Annotated in this window: 21 protein-coding genes and 1 pseudogene; 9 read left to right on the forward strand and 13 right to left on the reverse strand. The window is 48.0% G+C overall.

Translation table 11 applies throughout. The annotated features are described in order from the left end of the window. The 9 genes from GX441_06095 to GX441_06135 all read right to left on the reverse strand — a co-directional run. Window positions 1-887, reverse strand: an 887-nt coding sequence (locus GX441_06095; GenBank protein ID NLI98214.1) for a hypothetical protein, incomplete at its 3' end; no start/stop codon positions are given. Between the two features lie 55 nt (window positions 888-942). Continuing rightward, complete coding sequence (locus GX441_06100; protein NLI98215.1) at window positions 943-2,070, reverse strand: PQQ-like beta-propeller repeat protein; 1,128 nt, start codon at window positions 2,068-2,070, stop codon at window positions 943-945. A gap of 184 nt (window positions 2,071-2,254) precedes the next feature. Continuing rightward, the gene (locus GX441_06105; protein NLI98216.1) at window positions 2,255-2,860 is read right to left on the reverse strand and encodes a hypothetical protein; all 606 of its coding nucleotides are present in this window, start codon (window positions 2,858-2,860) and stop codon (window positions 2,255-2,257) included. A 630-nt stretch (window positions 2,861-3,490) separates the two neighbouring features. Then, window positions 3,491-3,931 carry a hypothetical protein gene (locus GX441_06110; GenBank protein NLI98217.1) on the reverse strand — a complete coding sequence of 147 codons (441 nt, stop codon included), beginning with the start codon at window positions 3,929-3,931 and terminating at the stop codon, window positions 3,491-3,493. 300 nt (window positions 3,932-4,231) lie between these two features. Next, window positions 4,232-4,630: a hypothetical protein gene (locus tag GX441_06115; GenBank protein ID NLI98218.1), complete on the reverse strand. Its 399-nt coding sequence runs from the start codon at window positions 4,628-4,630 to the stop codon at window positions 4,232-4,234. Between the two features lie 113 nt (window positions 4,631-4,743). Then, window positions 4,744-5,043, reverse strand: a complete 300-nt coding sequence (locus GX441_06120) for a hypothetical protein (protein NLI98219.1) — start codon at window positions 5,041-5,043, stop codon at window positions 4,744-4,746. Between the two features lie 226 nt (window positions 5,044-5,269). Further along, complete coding sequence (locus tag GX441_06125; GenBank protein ID NLI98220.1) at window positions 5,270-6,946, reverse strand: hypothetical protein; 1,677 nt, start codon at window positions 6,944-6,946, stop codon at window positions 5,270-5,272. Between the two features lie 11 nt (window positions 6,947-6,957). Continuing rightward, window positions 6,958-8,706: a TldD/PmbA family protein gene (locus tag GX441_06130; protein NLI98221.1), complete on the reverse strand. Its 1,749-nt coding sequence runs from the start codon at window positions 8,704-8,706 to the stop codon at window positions 6,958-6,960. A gap of 288 nt (window positions 8,707-8,994) precedes the next feature. Then, a complete protein-coding gene (locus tag GX441_06135) occupies window positions 8,995-9,624 on the reverse strand; it encodes a hypothetical protein (protein NLI98222.1) in 630 nt (209 codons plus the stop codon). A gap of 110 nt (window positions 9,625-9,734) precedes the next feature. On the opposite strand from GX441_06135, the gene GX441_06140 reads away from it, so the two are divergent. The 3 genes from GX441_06140 (at window position 9,735) to GX441_06150 (ending at window position 11,136) form a co-directional block, all read left to right on the forward strand. Beyond that, a complete protein-coding gene (locus GX441_06140) occupies window positions 9,735-10,565 on the forward strand; it encodes a hypothetical protein (GenBank protein NLI98223.1) in 831 nt (276 codons plus the stop codon). Window positions 10,566-10,674: 109 nt separating this feature from the next. Then, entirely contained in the window at window positions 10,675-10,908 is a 234-nt protein-coding gene (locus GX441_06145; GenBank protein ID NLI98224.1) for a hypothetical protein, read from the forward strand. A gap of 42 nt (window positions 10,909-10,950) precedes the next feature. Further along, complete coding sequence (locus GX441_06150; GenBank protein NLI98225.1) at window positions 10,951-11,136, forward strand: hypothetical protein; 186 nt, start codon at window positions 10,951-10,953, stop codon at window positions 11,134-11,136. A gap of 109 nt (window positions 11,137-11,245) precedes the next feature. Here the strand turns inward: GX441_06150 and GX441_06155 are convergent, their stop codons facing one another. Together GX441_06155 and GX441_06160 are read right to left on the reverse strand one after the other, a co-directional pair. After that, window positions 11,246-11,875, reverse strand: coding sequence for a hypothetical protein (locus GX441_06155; GenBank protein ID NLI98226.1), 630 nt, complete (start codon window positions 11,873-11,875; stop codon window positions 11,246-11,248). After that, the gene (locus tag GX441_06160) at window positions 11,872-12,120 is read right to left on the reverse strand and encodes a hypothetical protein (protein NLI98227.1); all 249 of its coding nucleotides are present in this window, start codon (window positions 12,118-12,120) and stop codon (window positions 11,872-11,874) included. The genes GX441_06155 and GX441_06160 overlap by 4 nt, the downstream gene beginning before the upstream one ends. A 918-nt stretch (window positions 12,121-13,038) precedes the next feature. Here GX441_06160 and GX441_06165 point away from each other — a divergent pair. From GX441_06165 to GX441_06190, 6 genes and pseudogenes are all read left to right on the forward strand, one after another. Continuing rightward, complete coding sequence (locus GX441_06165) at window positions 13,039-13,332, forward strand: hypothetical protein (GenBank protein ID NLI98228.1); 294 nt, start codon at window positions 13,039-13,041, stop codon at window positions 13,330-13,332. A 174-nt stretch (window positions 13,333-13,506) separates the two neighbouring features. Continuing rightward, on the forward strand, window positions 13,507-14,721 hold the full coding sequence (locus tag GX441_06170) for a radical SAM protein (GenBank protein NLI98229.1): 1,215 nt from the start codon (window positions 13,507-13,509) through the stop codon (window positions 14,719-14,721). A 189-nt stretch (window positions 14,722-14,910) separates the two neighbouring features. Then, window positions 14,911-15,288 (forward strand): annotated as a pseudogene (locus tag GX441_06175) (site-specific DNA-methyltransferase). A gap of 224 nt (window positions 15,289-15,512) precedes the next feature. Next, window positions 15,513-16,541, forward strand: a complete 1,029-nt coding sequence (locus GX441_06180) for a hypothetical protein (protein NLI98230.1) — start codon at window positions 15,513-15,515, stop codon at window positions 16,539-16,541. An 84-nt stretch (window positions 16,542-16,625) separates the two neighbouring features. After that, the gene (locus tag GX441_06185) at window positions 16,626-17,198 is read left to right on the forward strand and encodes an MvaI/BcnI restriction endonuclease family protein (GenBank protein ID NLI98231.1); all 573 of its coding nucleotides are present in this window, start codon (window positions 16,626-16,628) and stop codon (window positions 17,196-17,198) included. A gap of 352 nt (window positions 17,199-17,550) precedes the next feature. Further along, a complete protein-coding gene (locus GX441_06190; protein ID NLI98232.1) occupies window positions 17,551-19,041 on the forward strand; it encodes an aldehyde dehydrogenase family protein in 1,491 nt (496 codons plus the stop codon). Between the two features lie 559 nt (window positions 19,042-19,600). Here GX441_06190 and GX441_06195 read toward each other — a convergent pair. Beyond that, window positions 19,601-20,422: a DUF4111 domain-containing protein gene (locus tag GX441_06195; protein ID NLI98233.1), complete on the reverse strand. Its 822-nt coding sequence runs from the start codon at window positions 20,420-20,422 to the stop codon at window positions 19,601-19,603. A gap of 285 nt (window positions 20,423-20,707) precedes the next feature. Continuing rightward, entirely contained in the window at window positions 20,708-21,604 is an 897-nt protein-coding gene (locus tag GX441_06200; GenBank protein NLI98234.1) for a hypothetical protein, read from the reverse strand. Window positions 21,605-21,699 lie beyond the last annotated feature (95 nt).

Consider the following 21,699-nt stretch of genomic DNA (forward strand, 5'->3'; position numbering starts at 1 on the left):
TGGTCGTCCGCAGCCGCGCATTTAAAGATGCCTGAGCCGCCCGACTGGAAGGTCTTGAACCACTTCACGTTTCCGGCATTGTCGTATTTTATGATTATGGCCTGGGTGTTGGCGTTGTCGTACGTTCCGCCTACTACAAAGATGTCGCCTGCGGTATCGACCGCGATGTTTTCAACGTAGGTGTAGGGCTGACCTGTTGTGTAGGTTTCCTTCCAGTCAGGTACCCAGCCTATGTTGGGATCAGCGATAGGGATATTGATAGTCCACGGCGTATTGAGTGATTTCTGGTAGCCGGTGGCGTAGATGCCCCTGGAATCGGCACCGATAGCCTCGCCGATCTCGTTATGGTCTTCATTGAACTGCCAGTCCCAAGTTTTGGCGCCCGTCTCCTTGTTGCGCTCGAGGATGAAGAAGTCCATGCCGCCCGCGCCCGATATGGCGCCAACGGCATAAGCATAAGCGCCTCTCACGACTGCGTCGGTTCCGTATATAGGATCAGAACTCGTATTATAATCGTTTTCCCAGAGAATGGTCTGGTTCGAGCAGTCCAGTCTCGCCATGTAAAGGGAATAAGGAGTCTCCTTCGAGGACACGACATAGACCGAGCCTGCGTCCGCGTAAATGCCGCCGTGATTGGCGATATTCGTCCACTGCTTTGTCCACAGGAGCGCGCCCGTCTCCTTGTTGTAGGCCTTGACGAGCGTACCGTTGGTTGGAAGGAAATCGGCTATGTACACGTTCGAGCCGTCAGCGGTCATGTCGTAATCCCATACCATTCCTACATTGTCGCACTGGATGTCCCAGACCTCCTTAATGGGCTGGGCTGAAAGACCTGCACCCACAGCTATCACCCCGAGTAAAATTGAAAGACACTTGAAGAGTTTCACGGTTTCTCCTTCGGTTTCAGATTAATAAATTTCCGATTCTAACAGGTCTCGAATACTAATCAGAGTCCTGGGTATAGAAGTTCTTGAATTTCACGACGCTTGAGCCCGATCCGGTGCCCATGAGAACGTAGACATCCTCGCCCACTATCGCGAGATCGACCGCATAGCTTTCATAACTCTTCTCGTAACGGTATTGCCAGAGCATCTCTCCGGATGTGTTGAACTTGCATACAAGCATGTTAGTCACGCTGTCTTCTTTGTCGTAGCCTAAACCTGCAGCGTACACGTACCCCGAATCGTCGAGCTTGACCGCAAAAAAACTAGCGCTTGCGGAATCGTACTCGAGCGATTTATACCACTGTTGCATTCCGGCAGAGTTGTATTTCACGATGACGGCTTCGCGAGAACTGGCTGTATTCGTCTCACCTACCACATAGGAGTTGCCTGATTCATCAGCCGCGATATCGCTCATGTTATCTATATAAGGGCTGTCATACTTCACCCCCCACTGGACCGGCCAGCCGGGTTCGTGAGGCTCGATGGGAATCTTCAAAGTCCATCCGTAGTAAAACAACACATGACCTGTAGCGTATATGCTTGTATTATCGGATGTTATAGAAACAAGCAGCTCCTCTGAACCGTCATCACTCTCGTTTATCCTCCACTGATAGCTGCAGACACCAAGGGTTTTGTCTCTTTCGAGGATGAGGAAATCGGTGGCTATCGTCCCCCCTACTTTGCCCGCGGCGTAGACGTAAAGGCCGCGTACGCAAATATCATTTGCCTCAATCCAGCCCGAGGGATCGCCGAAACTCGCCACCCACAAGGAATCGCCTGAGGAGACGTCGAGCCTTGCCATCCAGATGCTGTCGGGATTTTCTTTGTTGCCGACCACGTAAAGATAATCTTTATCCAGCGCAAGTCCACGGCCCGAAATCGAGTCGTTGAGAGGCTTACTCCACAATGGATTGCCGTCGCTATCGTAGGCTCGAATCATCTTCGTGCCCAGGACGTACACATTGCCGTCATCGGCCGCAAGCGCCTGCGGATAACCGATATTGTCGCAAGCGACATCCCAGACGACCTCAAGGGCTTTATCCCTTTCCTTGGGTATGCACGCTAAAGCAACCGATATGAGGAAAGCGGCTCCAGAGAACACCAAAAACCTTGCATTACGATTCATGCATTCCTCCGCAATGGTTTCGGTTTTAAATTCGAATCATACTTAAAAGAGAAATGGTGTCAATTAAAATTGTTTCTTTTGACAAATGATCTACGGTGTAGACTTTACATATAAGCCTGTCTCAGCTTTTTTGCTTCTGCGAAAGGGGTTCCCTAAAAAACATCCTGTGTTTGTTAGGGTCTAGTTAGTTCCCTACTGAGACCCCAAGCCCGAATATGAAGCCGGGATCATCAAGGGTTGTAGAGCCAGCCGAGGAACCGATTGCAAGGGGCACACCGATGCCTCCTTCGCCGTAAAGTGAAAACATCTCGCCAAGACGCAGCCTGAGTCCCAAAACGCTTGAGAACATCGAAATCCCTGCCCAGTTATAGTCGCCGGTAATAGTCTCCGAAGCGCCTGTAAGCGAAAGACGAGCAACACCGTAAGGATAGAGAACCTTACCCGGGATACCAGCATAAAGCGAAGCCTCTCCTCCGTATATAAGCACACCAAAGGAGGCAAGGGATGCTCCAGCACCAAGGGCAAACCAATCCGAAAAACTGTATTTTGTATCGACCTTGAGGCCAAGTCCCCAGGAATGTACGCCTATGTCCAGATTCGGTACTACACCTGCACGAACCCAAAATCCAGGGATGGCAAAGGGAAAATCACTTATAGTTATTCCTGCAAGACCTATGCCTCCTGCAACCTTGCCCTGCGGGACGACCTGCGGGGTTTGAAGGTGATACATTGAACATCCGGTAAAGACAAGCAGGAATAATGTCAGAATCCCGACTGTTTTTTTCAACATCTCTACTCCTGGGTTAGATTTTGAAGAGAATAGCGATTATCAACTAATTGTCAAGGTCAGAAGAAATTGCCCCTTCGCCTGCAGGACAAGCGGAGGGGCGATCACGGAGGAGATTATGCTAATTTCCGATTAAAAGGGCTCTAAGCAAACCCTTAAGATAATCACCTGTTCTATCCCATCCCCATCTGTTTCTCATCCTTATTCGTTTACTTCGCACTTGAAAACTCCTTTCAACGATCCTTCAGAGTTCCGCGATGATGGCTTATGGGACATCCTCCTCTAATATATTGTTAGACGCTAAAAACTGAAAAAAGTTACACCAGATATCCTGCAGGTTATCTGGAGACTTTATAATGGATCGGTATCGCCTTCTTCCCAACGCTATCTAATAGTTCAGACTTCTACACCTTTAGTTCACGAGCTATATGACCCAGAACGTAATCCTGAGCTTAGGTTCAGGCCAGTCAATCACTTCGATCTCAATCTTCCATACATTAAGATCGGGTTTCTTCACAATAGCCTCCTGGGTCTAAGACCCTTGTAAAGGAGTTTATTGATACAGTATACTCACCGAGGCAGGATATGCAATAGCTTAACTGCATTATGGCGATTTCACAGCTAGGTCGAGACTCATTCGCTTTGTTCGCGCTTTCTTTTCAAAATCTCTTCTATTCTTTTTGAGTGAATGGAGTACTTTATCTTTCCTCCTCCCTTCATCTCCTCCCAGCTTATCGAATCTCGAGCAAGAAGGTCTGTGTTCTCACTGTTTAGAATGTCCATCCAGATCAAGACACGTTGGACAGACTGATTGCTCAACGCAAGAATCTCAAGAAGCGTTCTGTCCTGAATCTCAAAAATAGGCTCAAGCTGACGCCTCAGATTTTCCTTTCCTCCATTAAGAGACCAGTCGGAAAGAATAGTGACAAGAATATCACCGTCCGTTAACTCTATCCTTTCTTCTGTCTCTCTATGAATCCTGAAACCGAATTCCCTTAAAGCCGCAATCACGTCTCCGGTGGACGGTATGGTTTGTCCCTTATCGCCCTCGACCCTCGTGTCAAGAGCGTTCATTGATAAGTCCTTTAAGGCAGAAGCCTTAGTTATTCCTGTGTTGTGACATCAACCTCTCACGGGGTTCATGCACGTCCTCCTCAAGCTGTTCCGATTCTACGAATAAAGACGCAAGCCCGCACCAAGAAGTTACAGCTATGACGACCTCATGATTAAGAAAGAAGCAACCCGCATGCCATCTCCAAAGTGAGTATTAGTGGATACTATACAGCAACTTACGTGACGAACCGATATCGATGAAGCACGCAAAGATGCAATAAAATTCGCAATGCATGCAGGATTCCGCATCTTTGGTATGTATCAAGATCTCTTCTTTTTTGAAAGAATGGCAATCAATGCCGCAATAAAAGGTATCACGGTCCCTAGTATGATGGGTAAATATTCACGTGAAAATAACTTAGGAAGAGCGGTACCCTTCGTTTGCATGGAATAGAACATTATAATCCCGCCCGTCGCGAGTATTGAAACGGCGATAATTAGAGGTATGCTGCTTCTCTTCCTTACTGCTCCTGCGTCTTCAAACCCTTGCCGGGAATCATGTGAATCAGCAGGGCTATCCGGTTTTCGCGGTTCATAAGGCATTTTATATTGGATATTTGCTCCTGGAGCGGACTCTCTTCTGTTCCGGATGATGACTATTATCAAAACAATTACTATAAGCACACCTGTAGCTATCCCGGCTATTAAAGGAATATTCATCTATACTGTCTCCATTTTAAGATTACATTTACTTTTCACTGAATATTCGATACGCATAAGGCGGAGACCTTTCGACCTCCGCCTTATACAAAAGAAGCCTTCGAGAAAAACGTCTAGTGTCCTCCGTTTATTTCTGATGCCCAGAAGGCAACTCGTTTAAGGGTTTCATCAAAGCGCTCCGAATCCATATCTTCTGTAAGTTCAGACACTTCCAATGCGTAGTAGGAGAAAATCTCATCGAGCTTGTCTTTGAGTTCTGATGCATCCTTGGTTGTTGTCTGGATTTTCGGCACATTGACCGTGTACGTACCGTCGCTCAATACCGTTGTTATGGGAGTTTCTTCGCCTGCGATGAATCCTATGCTTACAAGTGCAGCCACTATGTCGCTTGAGGGAGGTATCTTTGTCTTCATTTTTCACCTCCAAAGTTTGATATCCCATCCTATCCATTTTAGCCGCTCCAATTATTCAGACGAACCAGAGGCTTAATTTGTTTGCATGTGCAGAGGTCATTCGAAACGCCGCGGGCTCGAACTCATTCATGTATCTTTCTATCCGCTAATGGCTCTCAACACATAGACAGGCCGTTAGCAGTACCATAAAGCCTGCCTTCTTGGAGTGATCGGCCTAACAAAACCTCTACATCTCTTCTGGAGCTGCGATAACCGGAAGTTTCTGATAGCCTTTGTTGCTCTTTCGTATCTCCATCTCTGAAAGAAGGATGCTCGGCGCAACAAAAGAACTCAAGCCGTTCTTCGCAGTCCAGACTCGGGAATCAGCGCCAAGGGCTATCACCCTGTTAAGGGTAGAAAGAGGAGAGGCCGAAAGCACCTCTATACCTCGCACCGGTTCCTTGCGGCCGTCAGTATAGAGCTTGTACGCTTCCAGGGGCCTGAATTTGCTCGTAGGCCTTGCTCCTTCTGCTGTTGTAAGAACCATGCCGTCGACGATAACCATGTTGGTTTGCGCATCCTCTCCTTCATCCAGCCGTGCCGATGAGATGACAAGACCGTATGGTTTTCCAAGTCTGCGGCACTCGGCAATGAGCGAGTTCTCAAGCGCTCGCTCGCTCAAAGGAGCAGACGATTCGAGAATAAGGTTTCCTGCTGATACTTTGCCTGAACGGTAGTGTCCGTTTGAGTTCGGAAATTCCTTACTTGGCGAACGCGACATGAGCATGTTCTTCAGCACGCCTTGCGAAACGAGGTTCACTCTCTGAGCCGGAACACCCTGATCATCGTAGCGGTAGTAACCGGCAAGAGCCTGTCCTTCGTATTCACTTATAGTCGGGTCATCATAGATGTTTAAGGAAGGCAGCAATACACGTTCGCCGACTTTCTTTTCAATTCCCTCAGAAGAGTTATTCAGTTTTCTTTGCGTCATAAAAAGAGGCGCAAGCTCTGATTCGAGATAAACGGAAGAAGCCGAAGCTTTGATGAGTACCGGCCCGGCGTAAGCTTCACACGTAGGTTTATTCCTGAAATCGGTAAGGGTCTTGGCCATTCTGGTTACTGTCTCGTCCAGGAACCCCGAATCAAGACCGCCGTCAGCCAAGACAAGTCTTTGCTCGGCGCTTGTCGGCATCCCGTCCTCGGAACGCGTGAAGGCCGAGATAATAACGGCGAATCCCAATTGGCCGTCCTGGATTGCCGACCCCTCGCTTGAAACGAAGTAGGTGTTCAATCCGTTTGCTTCCAGCGCGACGCTGGAAATCAATATATCCGGATACCGCTTAAAGATGGCTGAAAGGTTTCTTATTCTCTCCTGCCATAGGGCTTTATCCGCTGCGAGATTGACTTCGTCTCCGATATAATTTGCCGCATCTTCCCTGCTGAAATCACTGGGCTTGTCTTCGTCGGGATCAAGGGAAATCATTCTCGCTTTCTTTGAATAATCTTCGAGCGCTTCCTTGTAATAATAATCCGTGGCAAGCCACAACCGGTGCTTGATGACCGCCGTATCATTATCAACAGGAATCTGTCTGTACTTCCAATAATCCTCAGTGCTCATCCAGGAATCATTTCCTGCGTTTGAATTGTCAAGTTTATAGTCGCCAACCCTGAGTTCCACATCCAGGTTTCGCATATGGGACTCATCGGACTTGACAAGTGATCCAAGACTAGCCTGAACGATTACTTTAGATATGTCGCAAATTCGGTAGCTTATAAAATAAGGCCTCTGGCTGCCCGCTATTTCGAGGTTTTTCATGGAGCGGTTCAGCTCAGACTGCATGGCATTAATAATCGGAGAAGGCGAAGCGGCCAGAACCAGCGAGGCGGATGCAAGAAAAACTAGAACTATTCTTGTCTTTTTCATCTATTCCTCCTTTATAAATCAGGTTCGCTTCTATCTTTTCCATCATCCTGCGGCAAGGAAGGATATAGAGGCGAAGGCAGTATTGGCGGTTTGCGGTTGCTTGCCGCATCCTTGGCTATTTCAATCTCCGAGAGGAGAATGCTTGGCGACACCAGTCCTACGGGAACAGAGCCCGACTCCGCCCCGCAGAAGCCGTTGAAGACCTCGGGATCATCGCCTGCAGCCATTATCTTGTTCAACGCAGCAAGCGGAGTTCCGCCGAACTTGATTCCGCGAACGAGTTCCTCCTTGCCGGTCTTGACATCCACCCTGTAAACCAGAAGCGGGTTGGATTGAAAAAGTTCCATAAAACCGCGGCTTGTATTGGTCGCTCCGCCCTCTGAACGTACAAAGATCAAGCCGTACGGTTTGCGCTGCTTGCGGCATTCGGCAAGAAGCTGTTTTTTCAGCTGTTCAAACGGCACAGGCCGTGAATTCTCAAGAATGAGATTGCCTTGTCTTGGAACAGGGATGCCGCCCCATCCTATGTATTCCATCTGCGCTCGGCCGTGACCGTTTGAGTATGGAAATGCTTTAATGGGCTTGCGAGAGCACAGAAAGTTCTCAAGAACGCCGTTTGAGATAAGGGTAACGCGTCTTGAAGCGACGCCTTCGTCGTCGTATAGATAAAAGCCGTTCAAGGGCTTACCTTTATAGTCCTTTATAGTGGGATCGTCGTAAAGGGAAAGGAAAGCTGGAAGGATTCTGCTGCCTACCTTGTCCTTGAAGGTCTCGCCCGATTCCCTTGATTCTATCCTATGCGATTCAAGCCTGTGCCCGTATGTCTCGTGGATAAAAACGCCTGCCGCCCTGCTTTCAATAAGCGCAGGCCCCACGTAAGCCTCCATCACGGGCGCGTTTTTAAGGGCAAGCACCTCGTTTACGAGCATTGCAATCTCTTTGCGTACGCTGTCATCTGAAGGCAGCCCCTCGACAGACCAGCCGAAATAATTGCGGTAACTCTGTACCCACATACCGTCATCGGCTTGGGTTGAGGCGATGATTCTCAACCAGCAATAGAGTTTTCCTTCTTGTATCTCCGAGCCTTCAGTTGAACAAAAATAGTTATTCCTGGCTTCTACCGAGAAGGAAACTTTAGATTCTTGAATCTCGGGATAATCGGCGAAAATAGAGGAATACTGCCTGATTTTTTGCTCCCACTTCGACCGGTCGACCGTTAAGCGAACCTCTTCGCCTATGTAGGATACAGGATTCTGGCGATCGAAATCATCCGAACACTCTTCCTCGACCTCTGTCGCGCGCCGACCTTCTTTTTTTGCGTACTGCCTAAGCGCCTGCTTGTATCGGATATCGGTCATCAGCCATAGAGCGCGGGAAAGAAGCGCGGAATCTTCCGCAAGCGGAATTGGAACCTTTTTATACTCTTCATTTGCTTTATTGTCTTCAGGAGCGTAATCGTAAATCTGATCGGCGGAAGGCATATTATCGAACCTGTAATCCCCTACTCGAACCTGGACGTTGAGGAACCTCGAATGGGTATCAGAAGAATCCATGAGTGCGCCAAACTTGGCGCTAGCTGAATATTTGCATCTGTCTACAAGCAAGTAGCTTATAAAATATGGCTTCTTTTCCCCCTCTAGACTGAGATCGCTCATCGACCTGTCCAGCTCCTTTCTCATCGTTTTAAGAAGAGCACTAGGAACGGCTCCGAGGAGCATCGTTGATACAAGTAACGAAATAATAAAGAACTTAAGTCTCACTATAGCCTCCTTGGATTGGATGTTAAAAAGGGCAACCAACAGATTCCCTTTGTTAATATTGATATTATATGACGTTGTAATGCCCTAAAAAGTTGACTTTTTTGCTGTCCAGGTTGTTTTCGATAGCGCGCAAAATAAGGCTGACCCTCTTGGGGTGGTCGGCCTAAGATGGAATGAGGATGGGGTTGATTAGAATACAAATCTAGTATATTGAATATTCAGAACAATCTTCTTGATTAAGCGTGAATCGGCGGATTAAAGAAAAAACAGGCTTGCAAAGCTGATGCTTCAGTGATAGCGCTTCAGGTGAACCCTGTACTCTTCTTCCAGGGAAGCTACGAATCTGTAAATCCCTTCCAGGTTTCTCTCAAGGAGCGGAATCTTTTTTTCTATGCCTTGCGACGTAGCTATCCTTGAGTAGAATTTAGCCCATTCGATATGCTTTATCTCGTGATATTGATTCAGGTGTTCGAAATAGACCTTCTTGAACGCCCACGCACAGTCGTATAGAGCGTCCGTTTTCAAAAAGAGAAGCCGGATGCGCTTTTTCGAAGATAGTTCACCGGCGTTGCCCGGATAGAGCAAATCGGCCTGGCAGCCCGCTCGATAACGCTCCAGCAGCGAGTCCTGCATACTGTGATTTTTTTCAAGGTGGTGATTGTAATCCCCTATCAAGGAGTCAAGCATTTCTTGAGTCAGCACATAAGTTGTCTCAAGAGATGCAAGGCGAACGCTGGTTTCATTAATCGCTTGCACGCTCGGCGCGCAGGCAACCCAAAAAAGCAGCAGTGAGAAAATAGAACATCTAGATATCATCTCATCAATTTTACTCTTCAATATATGCTTTTCAAGAGGATTAGTTAAGAGCTGCATCCGTCTGTATTCGTAAAGCTGACTTAAGAGGATAACTGAAACCATACTTCGTTTGACTGCAACCTTATTGACATTCAAGCGTCTTCTAAGCATACTTCGAGAATATCGGAGCGTTCTCCGGAATTCGAAGTGAAATTCTAACCTAGGAGGAGTCAATGTTCAAAACCAAAGCATTGGCAATGACCGCTATCCTTGTGCCTTTCCTACTTTTTGCCGCGGATCTCAAAACGTCAACCTATTCATCGGACGACTTTAAGCGCGTGGAGCTCGAGACTTTCAATGGCTCCATATCGGCGACAGTTACCGATGACGAAGATATCACGATAAAATACAGCATCGGCACCGGCGTGCTCCCTGAGGAAATGGATAATGCCTTAGGAGCCTTAACAAAGCTTGCGTCCGAGCTCGGCGGCATTGATGACCTGAACGTCGAAGTCCAGAAGGACAAGGAGGCAGGCATTCTCAAGATCAAGGTTGACCAGGATGAAAACGAATCAATCACAGGCTGCAACGTCGAAATCTCAGTTCCCGAAGACATTTATCTCAAACTCTCTACCGATAACGGCTGGATAACGGTCGACGGACTCAAGAAAGGCTTCGACATCTCAAGCATCAACGGTTATCTCGACATAAAGAATACCTCAGGAAACGCCAGATTCGAAGCAACAAACGGCTACGTAAAAATCGATCATAAGGGCAACATCACCGGCAACGCCACGAACGGCTACGTATCAGGCAAAGTAGTTATGGCTGACCACAACGGGGCATGCAAGATATCCTCGGTCAACAACAACATCGATATAGAGGTCCCTTCCACTGTCGGCGCCAGGGTGTCCTTATCGACCGTACACGGAACGACCGCTATATCCGGATTCGATGTAGAGACAAAAGAGATAGACGGCGACATAGTAAGAACGATAGGCGACGGTTCAGGAACCATTGACCTCTCAACCGTGAACGGCGATGTGGAGCTAAGGGAGCTTTAAGCTTTAACTTAACAAAGCTCTCTAATACTCAGCCCTTTTGTAAACGAGTCTGGTTTGCAAGACTTGACATGTGTTCATGTTTATTTAAACTCTTTTTAGAGTAGTTTCAATGGATACAAGTCATATCTTTCTTTTAGCGCTCGGCTGCGTATGCGTTGTTTCGGGCGTGATGCTGTTTCTGGCTCTGAGAAGTGAAACGCAAAGGATTGGCAACTCCGACCCTCCCCCTGAAAGCAACCTCTATAAGAGTCTGCGCATGAAAGCGGTCGAATGGGCAATACTCATATGCTTCAGCGTAATAGGAGTCTTTCTCATCCTTTTTTCGATCCTTGTCAAAGACTAGTCCTTGTTTGACAATCCCTCTCTCCTCCCTTAAAATCCGCTGATGTTTCTTTTGTATGGCCTAATAAGCCTCGCCTCTAGCGCGCTTCTGTTCATGGTCTTCATCTACAAGCGCAAAACTAAAGGCTCTTTTGTGATGTTAATCTTCGCAGCCCTCATGCTGCTATTAGGGCTTCTTTCTTTATTCTGGGCTTATCACACGGCTACCTTCAGCCTAATCACCGGATAGCCCACCCCACCTCTGACGTTGGCGGAACGCATGTAGCTGGCTTCCGTATTATGTCCCCCGCCTTACAGATTGTTTTCAATGATAATAGGCTTTCAGCCGCTTGTACCGTCTATTTGTTGAAGAAGAAACCGATGTTTGCATTAAGCATCAAGTCGTTTTGCCAGGGGCCTGAATCATGATAATACGCATTGAGCACGCCTGTCTCAAGAAAAATGCTCGTACGCCGGAACAAAGGAATCTTAAGCCCTGCCATTGCTGCAAGCATGGGATTGACCGCGTAGGTGCCAAGACCAAGGAGCCAGACTCGACCTGAAAGATAGGGATAGACCTTCTTGAAAGGATAACCCAGGTACAACGACCCCTCCCCTACGTAGAAGAACGGAAACTCTGCGATGCTGAAAAGCGTGCCGATTCCTGCACCCGCGCCAACGGCAAGATAATCGGGGATGATGCCATACTTGCAGTCGAGCTTGGCTCCCACGCCCCAGGACGAGATGCCCACGTCGAACCGTTTCCCGATTCCGTAACGCGCGCCGAACCCGGCTAAAGGTATGGCACCGAACTCGAGCTTGCCCGTGCTGTCGGTGCTGAATAAACCTACGCCGCCGATTGACCCGCCGAAATCCCATTCGCCCTCGGGAGTCGTTCGCGGCGCCTGCATGTGGTACACTGCACAGCCCGGGAGCGCCAGTGCTATCAAGCAAAGCCCATGGATGAGAGGTCTGATAGAGGCGTTCATTCGCGCTTCTTGTTGCTTGCGAAGAGTGCGATCAAGATCACCCACATGCCGGCCATGAACGGGATGGATGCCGGGTACGACTGCCTGTCTGTCAACTCGCCGATTATTATGAGCCCAACTGCAAGAACCACGGGTACTGCCATGTAGAGTATGTACACCCACTGCCTCTTGAGCACGGCTATGATAACGCCCAGAGCGACCAGAACTGCAGCAACGATTATTGCGGTAACGAACCACAGCGTCATGCTTCCTCCTTGTTTATTCAGCTAAGCATAGCCTTTGAATCGACCATGTCAAGCATTTCAAGTTCGTGCGCCAGGGAATAGTTGCCAGTGGTTAAAGAGGGTATTAAAGAAAGCGGGGATCTCCAGCAGACTTAGAAAAAAAGAGCTAAAGAAGGAGAGAGCCGCTTATCCAACTTGCTTATAAAACGCTAGGGAGCATGAACCTCCTGCAAACAGTAAGGATGAGCATATTATGTTATCAGATGCGCAAGCCTCTGCTGGTATCCAGGGAGCTAGAAACTTCCGTCCGGCGGTTCGCAAGCGGTCGATACGTACCAGATCCCGGTTCATAACCAGATGGAACGATAAAGGCGAACCCCATTCCCTCTGCTGCAATCAGCTCTATGACAACTTCTTGCTCTTCCCTGTCCTACTTCTCGATGAACTCAATCCTACCCATCCCTGATGACGATGTCTTGATCATGGACATCCATCCAACCCAAGGCTTGACAAATTATAGGAAAGTGCTATAATAATACAAAGGCAACCATAAGTATACTCTTATCCTGAGAGCCCATTTTCAATTAGTAAATGCCTTCTAATTAAAGTTAGATTTTCTTATTTTTGCCTGAATAATTATTAATAAGGGAGAAGCTAATGTCACGTACTATAATGACTTGTGAACATATTATCAGCGCGCTTAAAAAACTAGGCTTTAGCATAACTCGAATAAATGAGAATTTGGTAAGCTTGCGCAAGGGAATTCACTATATCAGGGTTTCCCGCGGAGTTCTAAATCGTGAGCGTGAAATCCGAATGCGTTCGGAGCTCCCAGCCATATTCACTTATTTCAAAAAAAGAATCAATGCATCAAAGGACGTCAATCTTCATAAGGTCAGATATTGGCTGATGACCCCGAATTCATTCAAGGAAGCCTAGATGGTTCAAACAACTGTAACTGGTGATAATATTATCACTTCACTTAAACTTCTGGGATTCACCGAAACCCCGGGAGATTCTCAAGCCGCAAATCAAGTCGTTCTGGTTAACGGAAAACACAAAATCTCAATTCCTAAGGGATGGCTTGAGGGAGCCGAGGCAACCCGCTTGTACAACGAACTTCTCATCATATTCAAGGCATTCGAAAACGAAGTTCAAATGTCATCTGACCGCAACCTGCACGACGTTCGGGACTGGCTCGAAGCCAGAACCGCGAAGATTAGAAACGGTTAATCATACCGGCATAAAATTGTCAATCATATCTAAAGTTAAGAAAACTCGAGGAACAAGGTGGTTTTTACGAAAAGTTTAACGACTAACCCAAAGGTGCTTTTGTGTACCGTTTACCGTCGATTTGCCAACGACTACTCTCGCATTGCCAACGCACCGCGCAGAGTGAGCCCAGGTTTGCGTTTCATTAAGCAAAACGTACCGCAGGTAGAGATACTCGAATACCCGCGCTGGAACCAATACGTAGAAAAGCTCCGCGAAGGTTGGGACGTAGTAGGATTCAGCTTTTACCAGAACGAGATAGCGGAGATAGGCAAAATGGCCGACGAGGCCCGAAAACAGGGTATAAAGGAGTTGTGGGCGGGCAACTACGGCGCGCTCGACTACGGAGTCCCCTCCCTCGTTGACAGGGTTTTCATCGGCCCGGCCGAGGACGCCGTGGCGCAGGTTTTCGGCTATCGCGTGAAGCCTGAAGATATCCAGCACCCGGTTATGATGGTTCACTTTTCGCTTATTCCCGGGTTCCGCACCCTTACGTTCGGCCTCTTATACACCGCTCACGGCTGCCCTTACAAGTGCGCGTTCTGCCAGACGCCCGCGTTCGAACGCAACCGCTTTACCATCAACCTCGAAAGTATCGAACGTGTTCTGCGCTACTACAAGAAACAGGGCGTCACCTACCTTTTCCCGATGGATGAAATCTTCGGCATCTACCCGAAGTTTACGGACGAGCTTACCAGGCTTTTTGCCAAATACAGGTTCCGCTGGTGGGCTCAGTCGCGGGCTTCTCTTTTCGTGCACAATCTTGACGAATGGCACAATCGCGGACTCCGCATCCCCTCCGTAGGTGTCGAGACTCTTACGCAGACGTCCCTAAACGATATAAACAAACGTCAGAGCATTGAGGAGATTTACGAGTTCTGCCGTCGCTCTAAAGAAAAGAGGGGCATGTACCGGATTAGCTATTCGATGATCGGTCACGAAAATATGAACGCCGAGGAGACGCTAAAAGACGCATACCTCTTAAAACAAGCTGGCTTTGACGCACACGCAGTTTCGGTCATTACCCCTTTCCCGCAAACGCCTTTGTGGGACAAACTGAGTTCCGGTCACGGCATCTTTGATTACACCTACAGCCATTACAAGCTCAAGCACCTGGTGTGGCATCACCCCCACATTTCCCCTGCCGAAATGCGATACCTTTTGAATATAGTAATAGCAAAGCTTAACAGCCCTATAGAATTCATCCACAAGGGAATATCAAGACTCCTGTGGGGCGGTTTCCGGCAGGACGGACCAAAGATATTCTGGCGGAACTTAATCAAAGGACCAGTTGTCGCCAATCTCATCGACGACCGCAAACAAGTATTCTTTCAGCCTAACGAAACCTGAGACTGCTCAATTGTTGCGTGGAGTATCTTGAGGAAACTCCTAAAAGCTCCGCGAATCGGAGATTAATTCACCGGCGTTGGCGACGAAATGCTGGCTGCTTAACTTCGATTCAAATCTTTCAGTGTTACTCAGAAGATCGGAACTAACGAGATTTCTTGACACTTAAGAATAACCATTTATACTTATGACATGAACACCAATGAAGATAAGACTCTAGGCACAAATGCTACTCATGTATTAGCTTCATCAAGCCTCTCTTCTACTGCAACCAAAAAAATAAAGATAGGTTATAAAAGAACTTGCGAATGCGGCCCTACTCACATAAATTGTATGACCCCAAAAGAGTGGCTAAAAAGCCAGCTTGGGGTGTGGCAATTTACATATGAATCAAGGGATGTCCGTGACAAGAAAATTCACCCTGCAACTTTTCCTATTTCTTTAGCAAGGAAAGTTATCGAATTATTTACTCACCAAGGGGAACTAGTCTTAGATCCATTTGTAGGCAGCGGCACAACCTTAGTAGCCGCGCAAGATTGCAACCGCAATGCTGTCGGTTTTGATTTGCGAATACCACCCTATACTACCGAAAATGAACCGATAGAGATTTGTAACCACTGTGGACGAAGCGTCGCATGGGGTTCAGGTCGGTTTGTGAATCGAGTACCTGACCTTAACGACGCTGTGACAAGAATTGCAAACGGCCTCTTGTTCCCAGAAGGTGATTACGTGTGTGACGAATGCGACCAGATGACTTCTGATGATGCACCCCTCTATTCTTTGGGTAAAGAGAAATGAGCACCTCCATATCAGAAAAAACTATCGAAGACATCCTTGCAGCAGATAAGGCTATTTTGGCCGAGATACTTTCACTTTCCGCATCCGACTTAAGCCTGATTATAAGACAAAAGCAGTTGAAATCCGGAAAGCTCGATTTATTGTACTTGCATAAAACGGAACTTCTACTTATTGAGTTGAAGGTCGTTGCATTCTATCGAGGAATCTTGAAACAGATTAATGATTACTGCACAGACCTAATGGAGTTGCAAAGCCAAAATAGAATAATCAACGCAGACATCAGAAAAATCCTGCTGGTAACGAATGCCCGTCCAGCCGACATAGACCTTTGCCGAAGAGAACAAATCGAACTAATAGTTTACAAGCCGCAAGATATACTTGCGAAATTCTTTGAGAATTTCAAGCAGATGACTTACTTCCTGAGGATAGAATCAGCCGATTACGGGGTTACGTGGCTTCGCTTGCTAAAGCCAACTTTGGCATTGTTATCTAATGGCAACTCCATTGAACAAATATGTCAGTCGCTAAACAAATCTTCGAATACCATTAGAAACAGGCTATCAGTTGCGATGCGTTTGCAGTTGGTATCAAAATTTAAACATAAGTATTTCTTAACCGATTTGGGAAACGCCCTTTTGTCGAAAAGTAATTCTGAGGGTGAGGACGAATTTAATCAAGAGCAGATAGATTTGTTAGCCGATTTCATCATGGAAAACCCTTTCTTTTCCACGGTGACGTTCACCATCTTCAGTATCATCGAGTCGGCTTTTGTGTTATCCAAGAGCATTTATCCGGTTCCATTTGAAAGGTTACGCGATTATTTTGTTGAACTGGTCGGAAAAGCAAGCACATGGAAAAAGGCAAAAGCCAGAGATACTGCCACGTATATATTCTCCAATTATGCCTGCGAGCTTCAATTCCTTTCTAAAGTCAACAATTACTTCTACCTAACACCGAGAGGCATCCGCGCCGTTCTCCTGTTACAGTTAAACCGCTCTTTAAAACTTATCGAATCTCAGGGGTAGGGGCCGACTTTGGCGTCTAAACGCCGCTTTGCGTAAGTCGGCCCGTTTCTCTCCGGGCTGACCTGAAGGTTAGCCCCTACGCTAATGCACGTAGAACCCTCCCCTCGCGCTTGTAAGTTTGTTCCATCCGTTTTGCTTCCGCTTTACGGTTGGAAGCATCAGGAAGCCGGAACCAAATACCCCTCAAACGAAATGAGCTTTCGACAAACAATCAGTGGTGCATCACGATCTGACCGCGGGTTTACCGTTATCATCGATAGCAATGAACAAAAGGTCAAAATTTCATTTGATGCAAACGCCGTAAGCCAAAAACATGCTGATTGGTTGAAATCTGTAAAGAGAAGAATTGGACTTGAAGAGTTAAACCCTCAACCCTACTGGGGTTTCAGCGATCTTTTCCATAAGGCAGGAACGAAACTTAAGAATTGTTTCTACGTTAGGGCAGAAAGAAAAATCGTTGAGGGTTGCGAGTATTTTTGGTACAAAAACATCATGGTGTTAAGCAAGTTCAGCTTGGATAAATTCTTAGCAGCTTTAGAAAAGGGATTTGTTCTGGTGGATTTTGATGCACGAACAGGTCATAATCATGGTACTAAATTTAGACTGCGGCAAGACAAACTATCAGAATTATATAGTGAAAATACGGTAGTCGATTAACCTCTTATTCAATGGAGCTTTTATCCCTTTTCCTTGCCCCTCTTACACCCCACGCATCCGCTGCGCGTCCCGCGAGGACCCTGTCACCTTTTTTACCCCACAAGATCGCGCCAACGGAACACGCTTCTTGCGGGGACCCCCTGTTTCCTCGAAATCGATCTTGCCGAACGTCTGTGCTTCGAGCGCGCGTTCGGCCCATGCGACCTCTGGTCGCTATTTGTCCTACTTTTGTCCTACTTTTGTCATACTTTTGTCCATAATATGGGACTTCATAGAATTAATCCGGACTTGACTATTTGCCATATCCGGAGTACAATTTACAAAGTCAAATATCTTTGCCCTGGAGGAACTAATGGCAGACCTTTACAAGAATTTTATAGGTGGGAGGTGGGTGGAATCGAAGTCCGGACAGACGTTCGAGAATCGTAACCCCGCAGATACAAACGACTTAATAGGCAATTTCCAGCTCTCGACAGAGCAAGATGTTGACGCCGCCGTGGCAGCTGCCAAGGTCGCCTACCCTGCCTGGCGCGACACACCCGCTCCCGCCCGAGCGGAGATAATGTACCGGGTTGCACACATCATGCGCGAGCAAAAGGAAGAAATTGCGCAACTTATGACGCGCGAGATGGGCAAGGTTCTTGCGGAGACTCGGGGCGATACTCAGGAAGGCATTGATACAGCTGACTTTGCAGCCGGCGAGGGCCGCAGAATGCACGGGCAGACCGTTCCGTCGGAGTTGCCCAACAAAGCAGCTTACGTAATCAGGCGACCTATGGGCGTATGGGGACTGATCACTCCGTGGAACTTTCCAATGGCTATTCCCACATGGAAGATCTTCCCCGCTATAACTACAGGAAATACGATAGTTATCAAACCGGCAACAGACACGCCCGCGACTTGCGCAAAGCTTATCGAGATTCTGGATAAGGCAGGCGTGCCCAAAGGCGTTGTAAATTACGTAACTGGGTCAGGTAGACAAGTGGGTGAACGGCTCATCAACCACCCCGACATAAAAGGCATAAGCTTCACAGGTTCGTCGGATGTAGGCAAACACATCGCAGAGGCGTGCGGAAGGACCTTAAAACGCTGCTCGCTCGAGCTTGGCGGCAAGAATGCCCAGATAGTGATGGACGACGCAAATCTCGAACTTGCGGTAGATGGCGCGCTCTGGGGCGCATTCGGCACAACCGGTCAGCGCTGTACCGCGACATCGAGGATCATCGTTCACAAAAAAGTGCACGCAAAATTTTTGAAGCTACTCGTCGACCGCGCGAAGAAGTTGAAGGTCGGCAACGGCCTTATCGAAAGCGTTCAAATGGGGCCACTTGTATCGGAGGCTCAGCGCAAGGTGGTTGAGCACTATGTGCGCATCGGCGTTGACCAGGACAAGGCCAAGCTCGTTTGCGGCGGGCATGCCCTCACGAAAGGCGACCTGGCAAAGGGCTGGTTCTTTGAACCCACGATTTTTGATAAGGTTACGCCCACCATGCGGATCGCGCAGGAGGAGATTTTCGGACCCGTGCTCTCGGTCATCACGGTCGAGGATCTTGACGAGGCCATAAGTGTTCTGAACGGCACCGTTTACGGGCTTTCCTCATCGATTTACACGCAGGACGTGAACAGCGCAATGCGCGCGATCGAGCGCATCGAGGCCGGCATAACCTACGTAAACGGGCCGACTATCGGCGCGGAGTGCCACCTGCCCTTCGGCGGAGTCAAGGAGACCGGCAACGGACACAGAGAAGGCGGCTGGACCGCGTACGAAATCTTTACGGAGCAGAAAACAGTTTACATTGATTATTCGGGCAAGCTCCAGCGTGCTCAGATAGATAATAAGTAAGCAGCCAAAGGCTACCTGCGATCTTTTTACCGACGGTAAAAAGGAGCATTGAAACGTGCGCAGATAGACAACAAATAGAATTCCCCTCCCCCTTTATCCCCCTCCACCAAGGAGGGGGATTTTTTTGTTGAGAGGGTACATGCGATCTTTTTACCGAAGGCAAAAAGGAGCATAGAAGCGTGCTCAGATAGATAATAAATAACGGTTTTCATAAAGCTCATTTGAATTTATAGTCAAAAATCTCACTCCGAGTGAGATTAGCTCGTCGAAGTCGAGATTCGAAGACACGTTTACATCGATTATTCAGGTAAGTTGCAGAGGCTCAGATAGATAATAAGGAATCTATAATGTTACCTCCCCCTCGACGGGGGAGGATAAAGGTGGGGGTGATTTCTTGTTTCACCCTCCCCCTACCCCCTCCCGTCTAAGGAGGGGTAAGTAAAAGGTCGATTCAAATGTAGGGGCCGGTCTTTAGACCGGCCCGACTAGTTATCCGGGCCGACCTGAAGGTCGACCCCTACGATCTTCCCCCTTTGGAGATGTGGAGGTGTGTCAGGGGTTACGAGGATGGGGTGTAGTATTTATAGCTCTCATCCATCACGTAGCGGACGAACTCGAGCGTTAGCTTGTACTCCTCGGGGTCGGCGGGTTCGCGGACACCTATCTCGGGCCTGGGGCGGTTGGCCCAGGTGCGGTCAATGAGGCCGCGCCAGCGGGGGTCGAGGTTGGCTTTCGCCCACTCGGCGCCGTCGCGTTTGGAGCCGGGAAAGCCGTTCTTAAGATCAAAGAGCATGCGGCACCAGTTAAGGGTAATGTAGGACTGATAGAACCTGTTGGCGTACTTCTCGGAGTTTTCAAGAACCTCCCTGCCCCAGAAGTGTATGGCCTCATAGATATAGCGGCGCAGAACGTCGACCGGAATGGGGTCCACAAGCGTGTCGGGAGGAGGACCTTCAAGAATGACGCCCTTTTCGCGCACTATCCAGCGGACAAGGGCGGTATTGCAGTGGTCGGCCTTTATGAGCGCGCGGCTTCCGTTATCGAGATACCAGAGCTCCTTGCCTGCCTCGCGGAAATCCTTGAGTGACGCGCGCGGGAAGTATGAGCCCTCCAGGTGCTGGGGCCAACCGGGATCGATATCGAATATCCGGCCGTGCATGGTCTGGAGGGCTGAGACCTGCGAGTCCGTGAGTTCTTTATTGATGACGATAATGAAGTCGCAGTCGCTGTCTTCGTCGAAACCGCCCACGGCGAACGAGCCTTGCAGGTACGCGCCGACAAAGTTATCCTTTAAGATATCCTTGATGCTTGTAACTAGCTCTTCCAAGATTTCGTTGAGACTTGGATAAGGAGTCGGGTTCTTGTGAGTAGATGACCACATAAGGATTTACAATATACGCTTCGATTGTTTTCTGTCAATCCCCTCCCCCCCTTTTGTTCCCCCTTAATAAGGGGAACTCCTGCGTCATCAAGAAAGGAGCGAAGCGACCTGCGATCATTTTGGCATTGTCAAAATGGAGCGGTTACGTATTGTTGCCGCCCGCACTATGCCAAAAGGATAATGCGGGCGGCTGGATTTAAGAAATTGGCCGTCACCCAAGTCGCATCGCCGCCAGAAAGGAGGTGTTACGGGGCGGAACGTTACGGGTGTTACGGGTGTTACGGGTTATTGAAACATTGCTATAACAATAACAGCAGTTACAAGTGCGGCTCCTGCGCCAATGCCGCCCCAGAAGCACGCATTCCGCCTGCGTCCCTCCTCCTTAATTAAATCGATAGTCGCTTGGTATTTACTATAATCCATAAAAATGGGTGTTGTGCCCTCGGATTGTACGTAAACCCAATAACTTGCAGATTCAATTACGCGGCGTTCGTTGTAGGAAACGTTTGGTCCCGTGGTCGAGGTAATCGTTGTTACGGTCTTATCAGGACCCCAGTAGCCAGGATAGTAGTGATCCCTATCATGGTCTCTGTCATGGTCCCGGCCACGATTATGATCCTTATCCTTGTCTTTTTCTTTGTCCCGATCCCGATCTTTATCCTTGTCTCCGTCTTTGTCTTTGTCCTTGTCTTTATCTTGATCCTCGGGTCTATCTGTAGGTGAAACTACGCCATCATTGGTTTTATTATTATCGTCTCCATTGTCTGTAGGCGCAACTTCGCCTTCGTAGGTTTTGTCTTCATCTTTATTATCTTCACTATCCGTCGAAGAAGCTCCGCCCGTAAAAGTTACATGTACATGAAAGGGAGGATATTCCACTTCGGTTTCCTTAGTGGTTGTAATAGTTGTTGGGACGTCGTCTCCTATTGGATAGAGCTTCGAAGTCCTTGAACCTGGCAAAAAACTCAACAAGTGTTTTCCTACTGGCAGCTTAATGCTATCCAACATTGGAAGCTTCCCGATATATGCACCGTCAACATAAAGGGTGGCGTTCTGGGCATCGGTGGTCACGCTAACATAACCGTAATCTGACTCTTCAGCAAGAGCCAAAATCGGCAAAGCGAGCGTCAAAAAGACCGGCATCAAACGAAACATCTTTTGTTTCCATCCATCCGGTTTCATTCTATCCTCCTTGAGGTTAGAGTTTACTCTGCTCCTCAGTGATCCTTTTTCAATTTTTAATACAGTTTGAAGTTTGTTTTATTCCATTTTCTTCA

It is taken from the genome of bacterium (assembly GCA_012517375.1).
In the GTDB taxonomy this organism is placed as follows: Bacteria; Hydrothermota; Tepidihabitantia; order B3-TA06; family B3-TA06; genus JAAYVC01.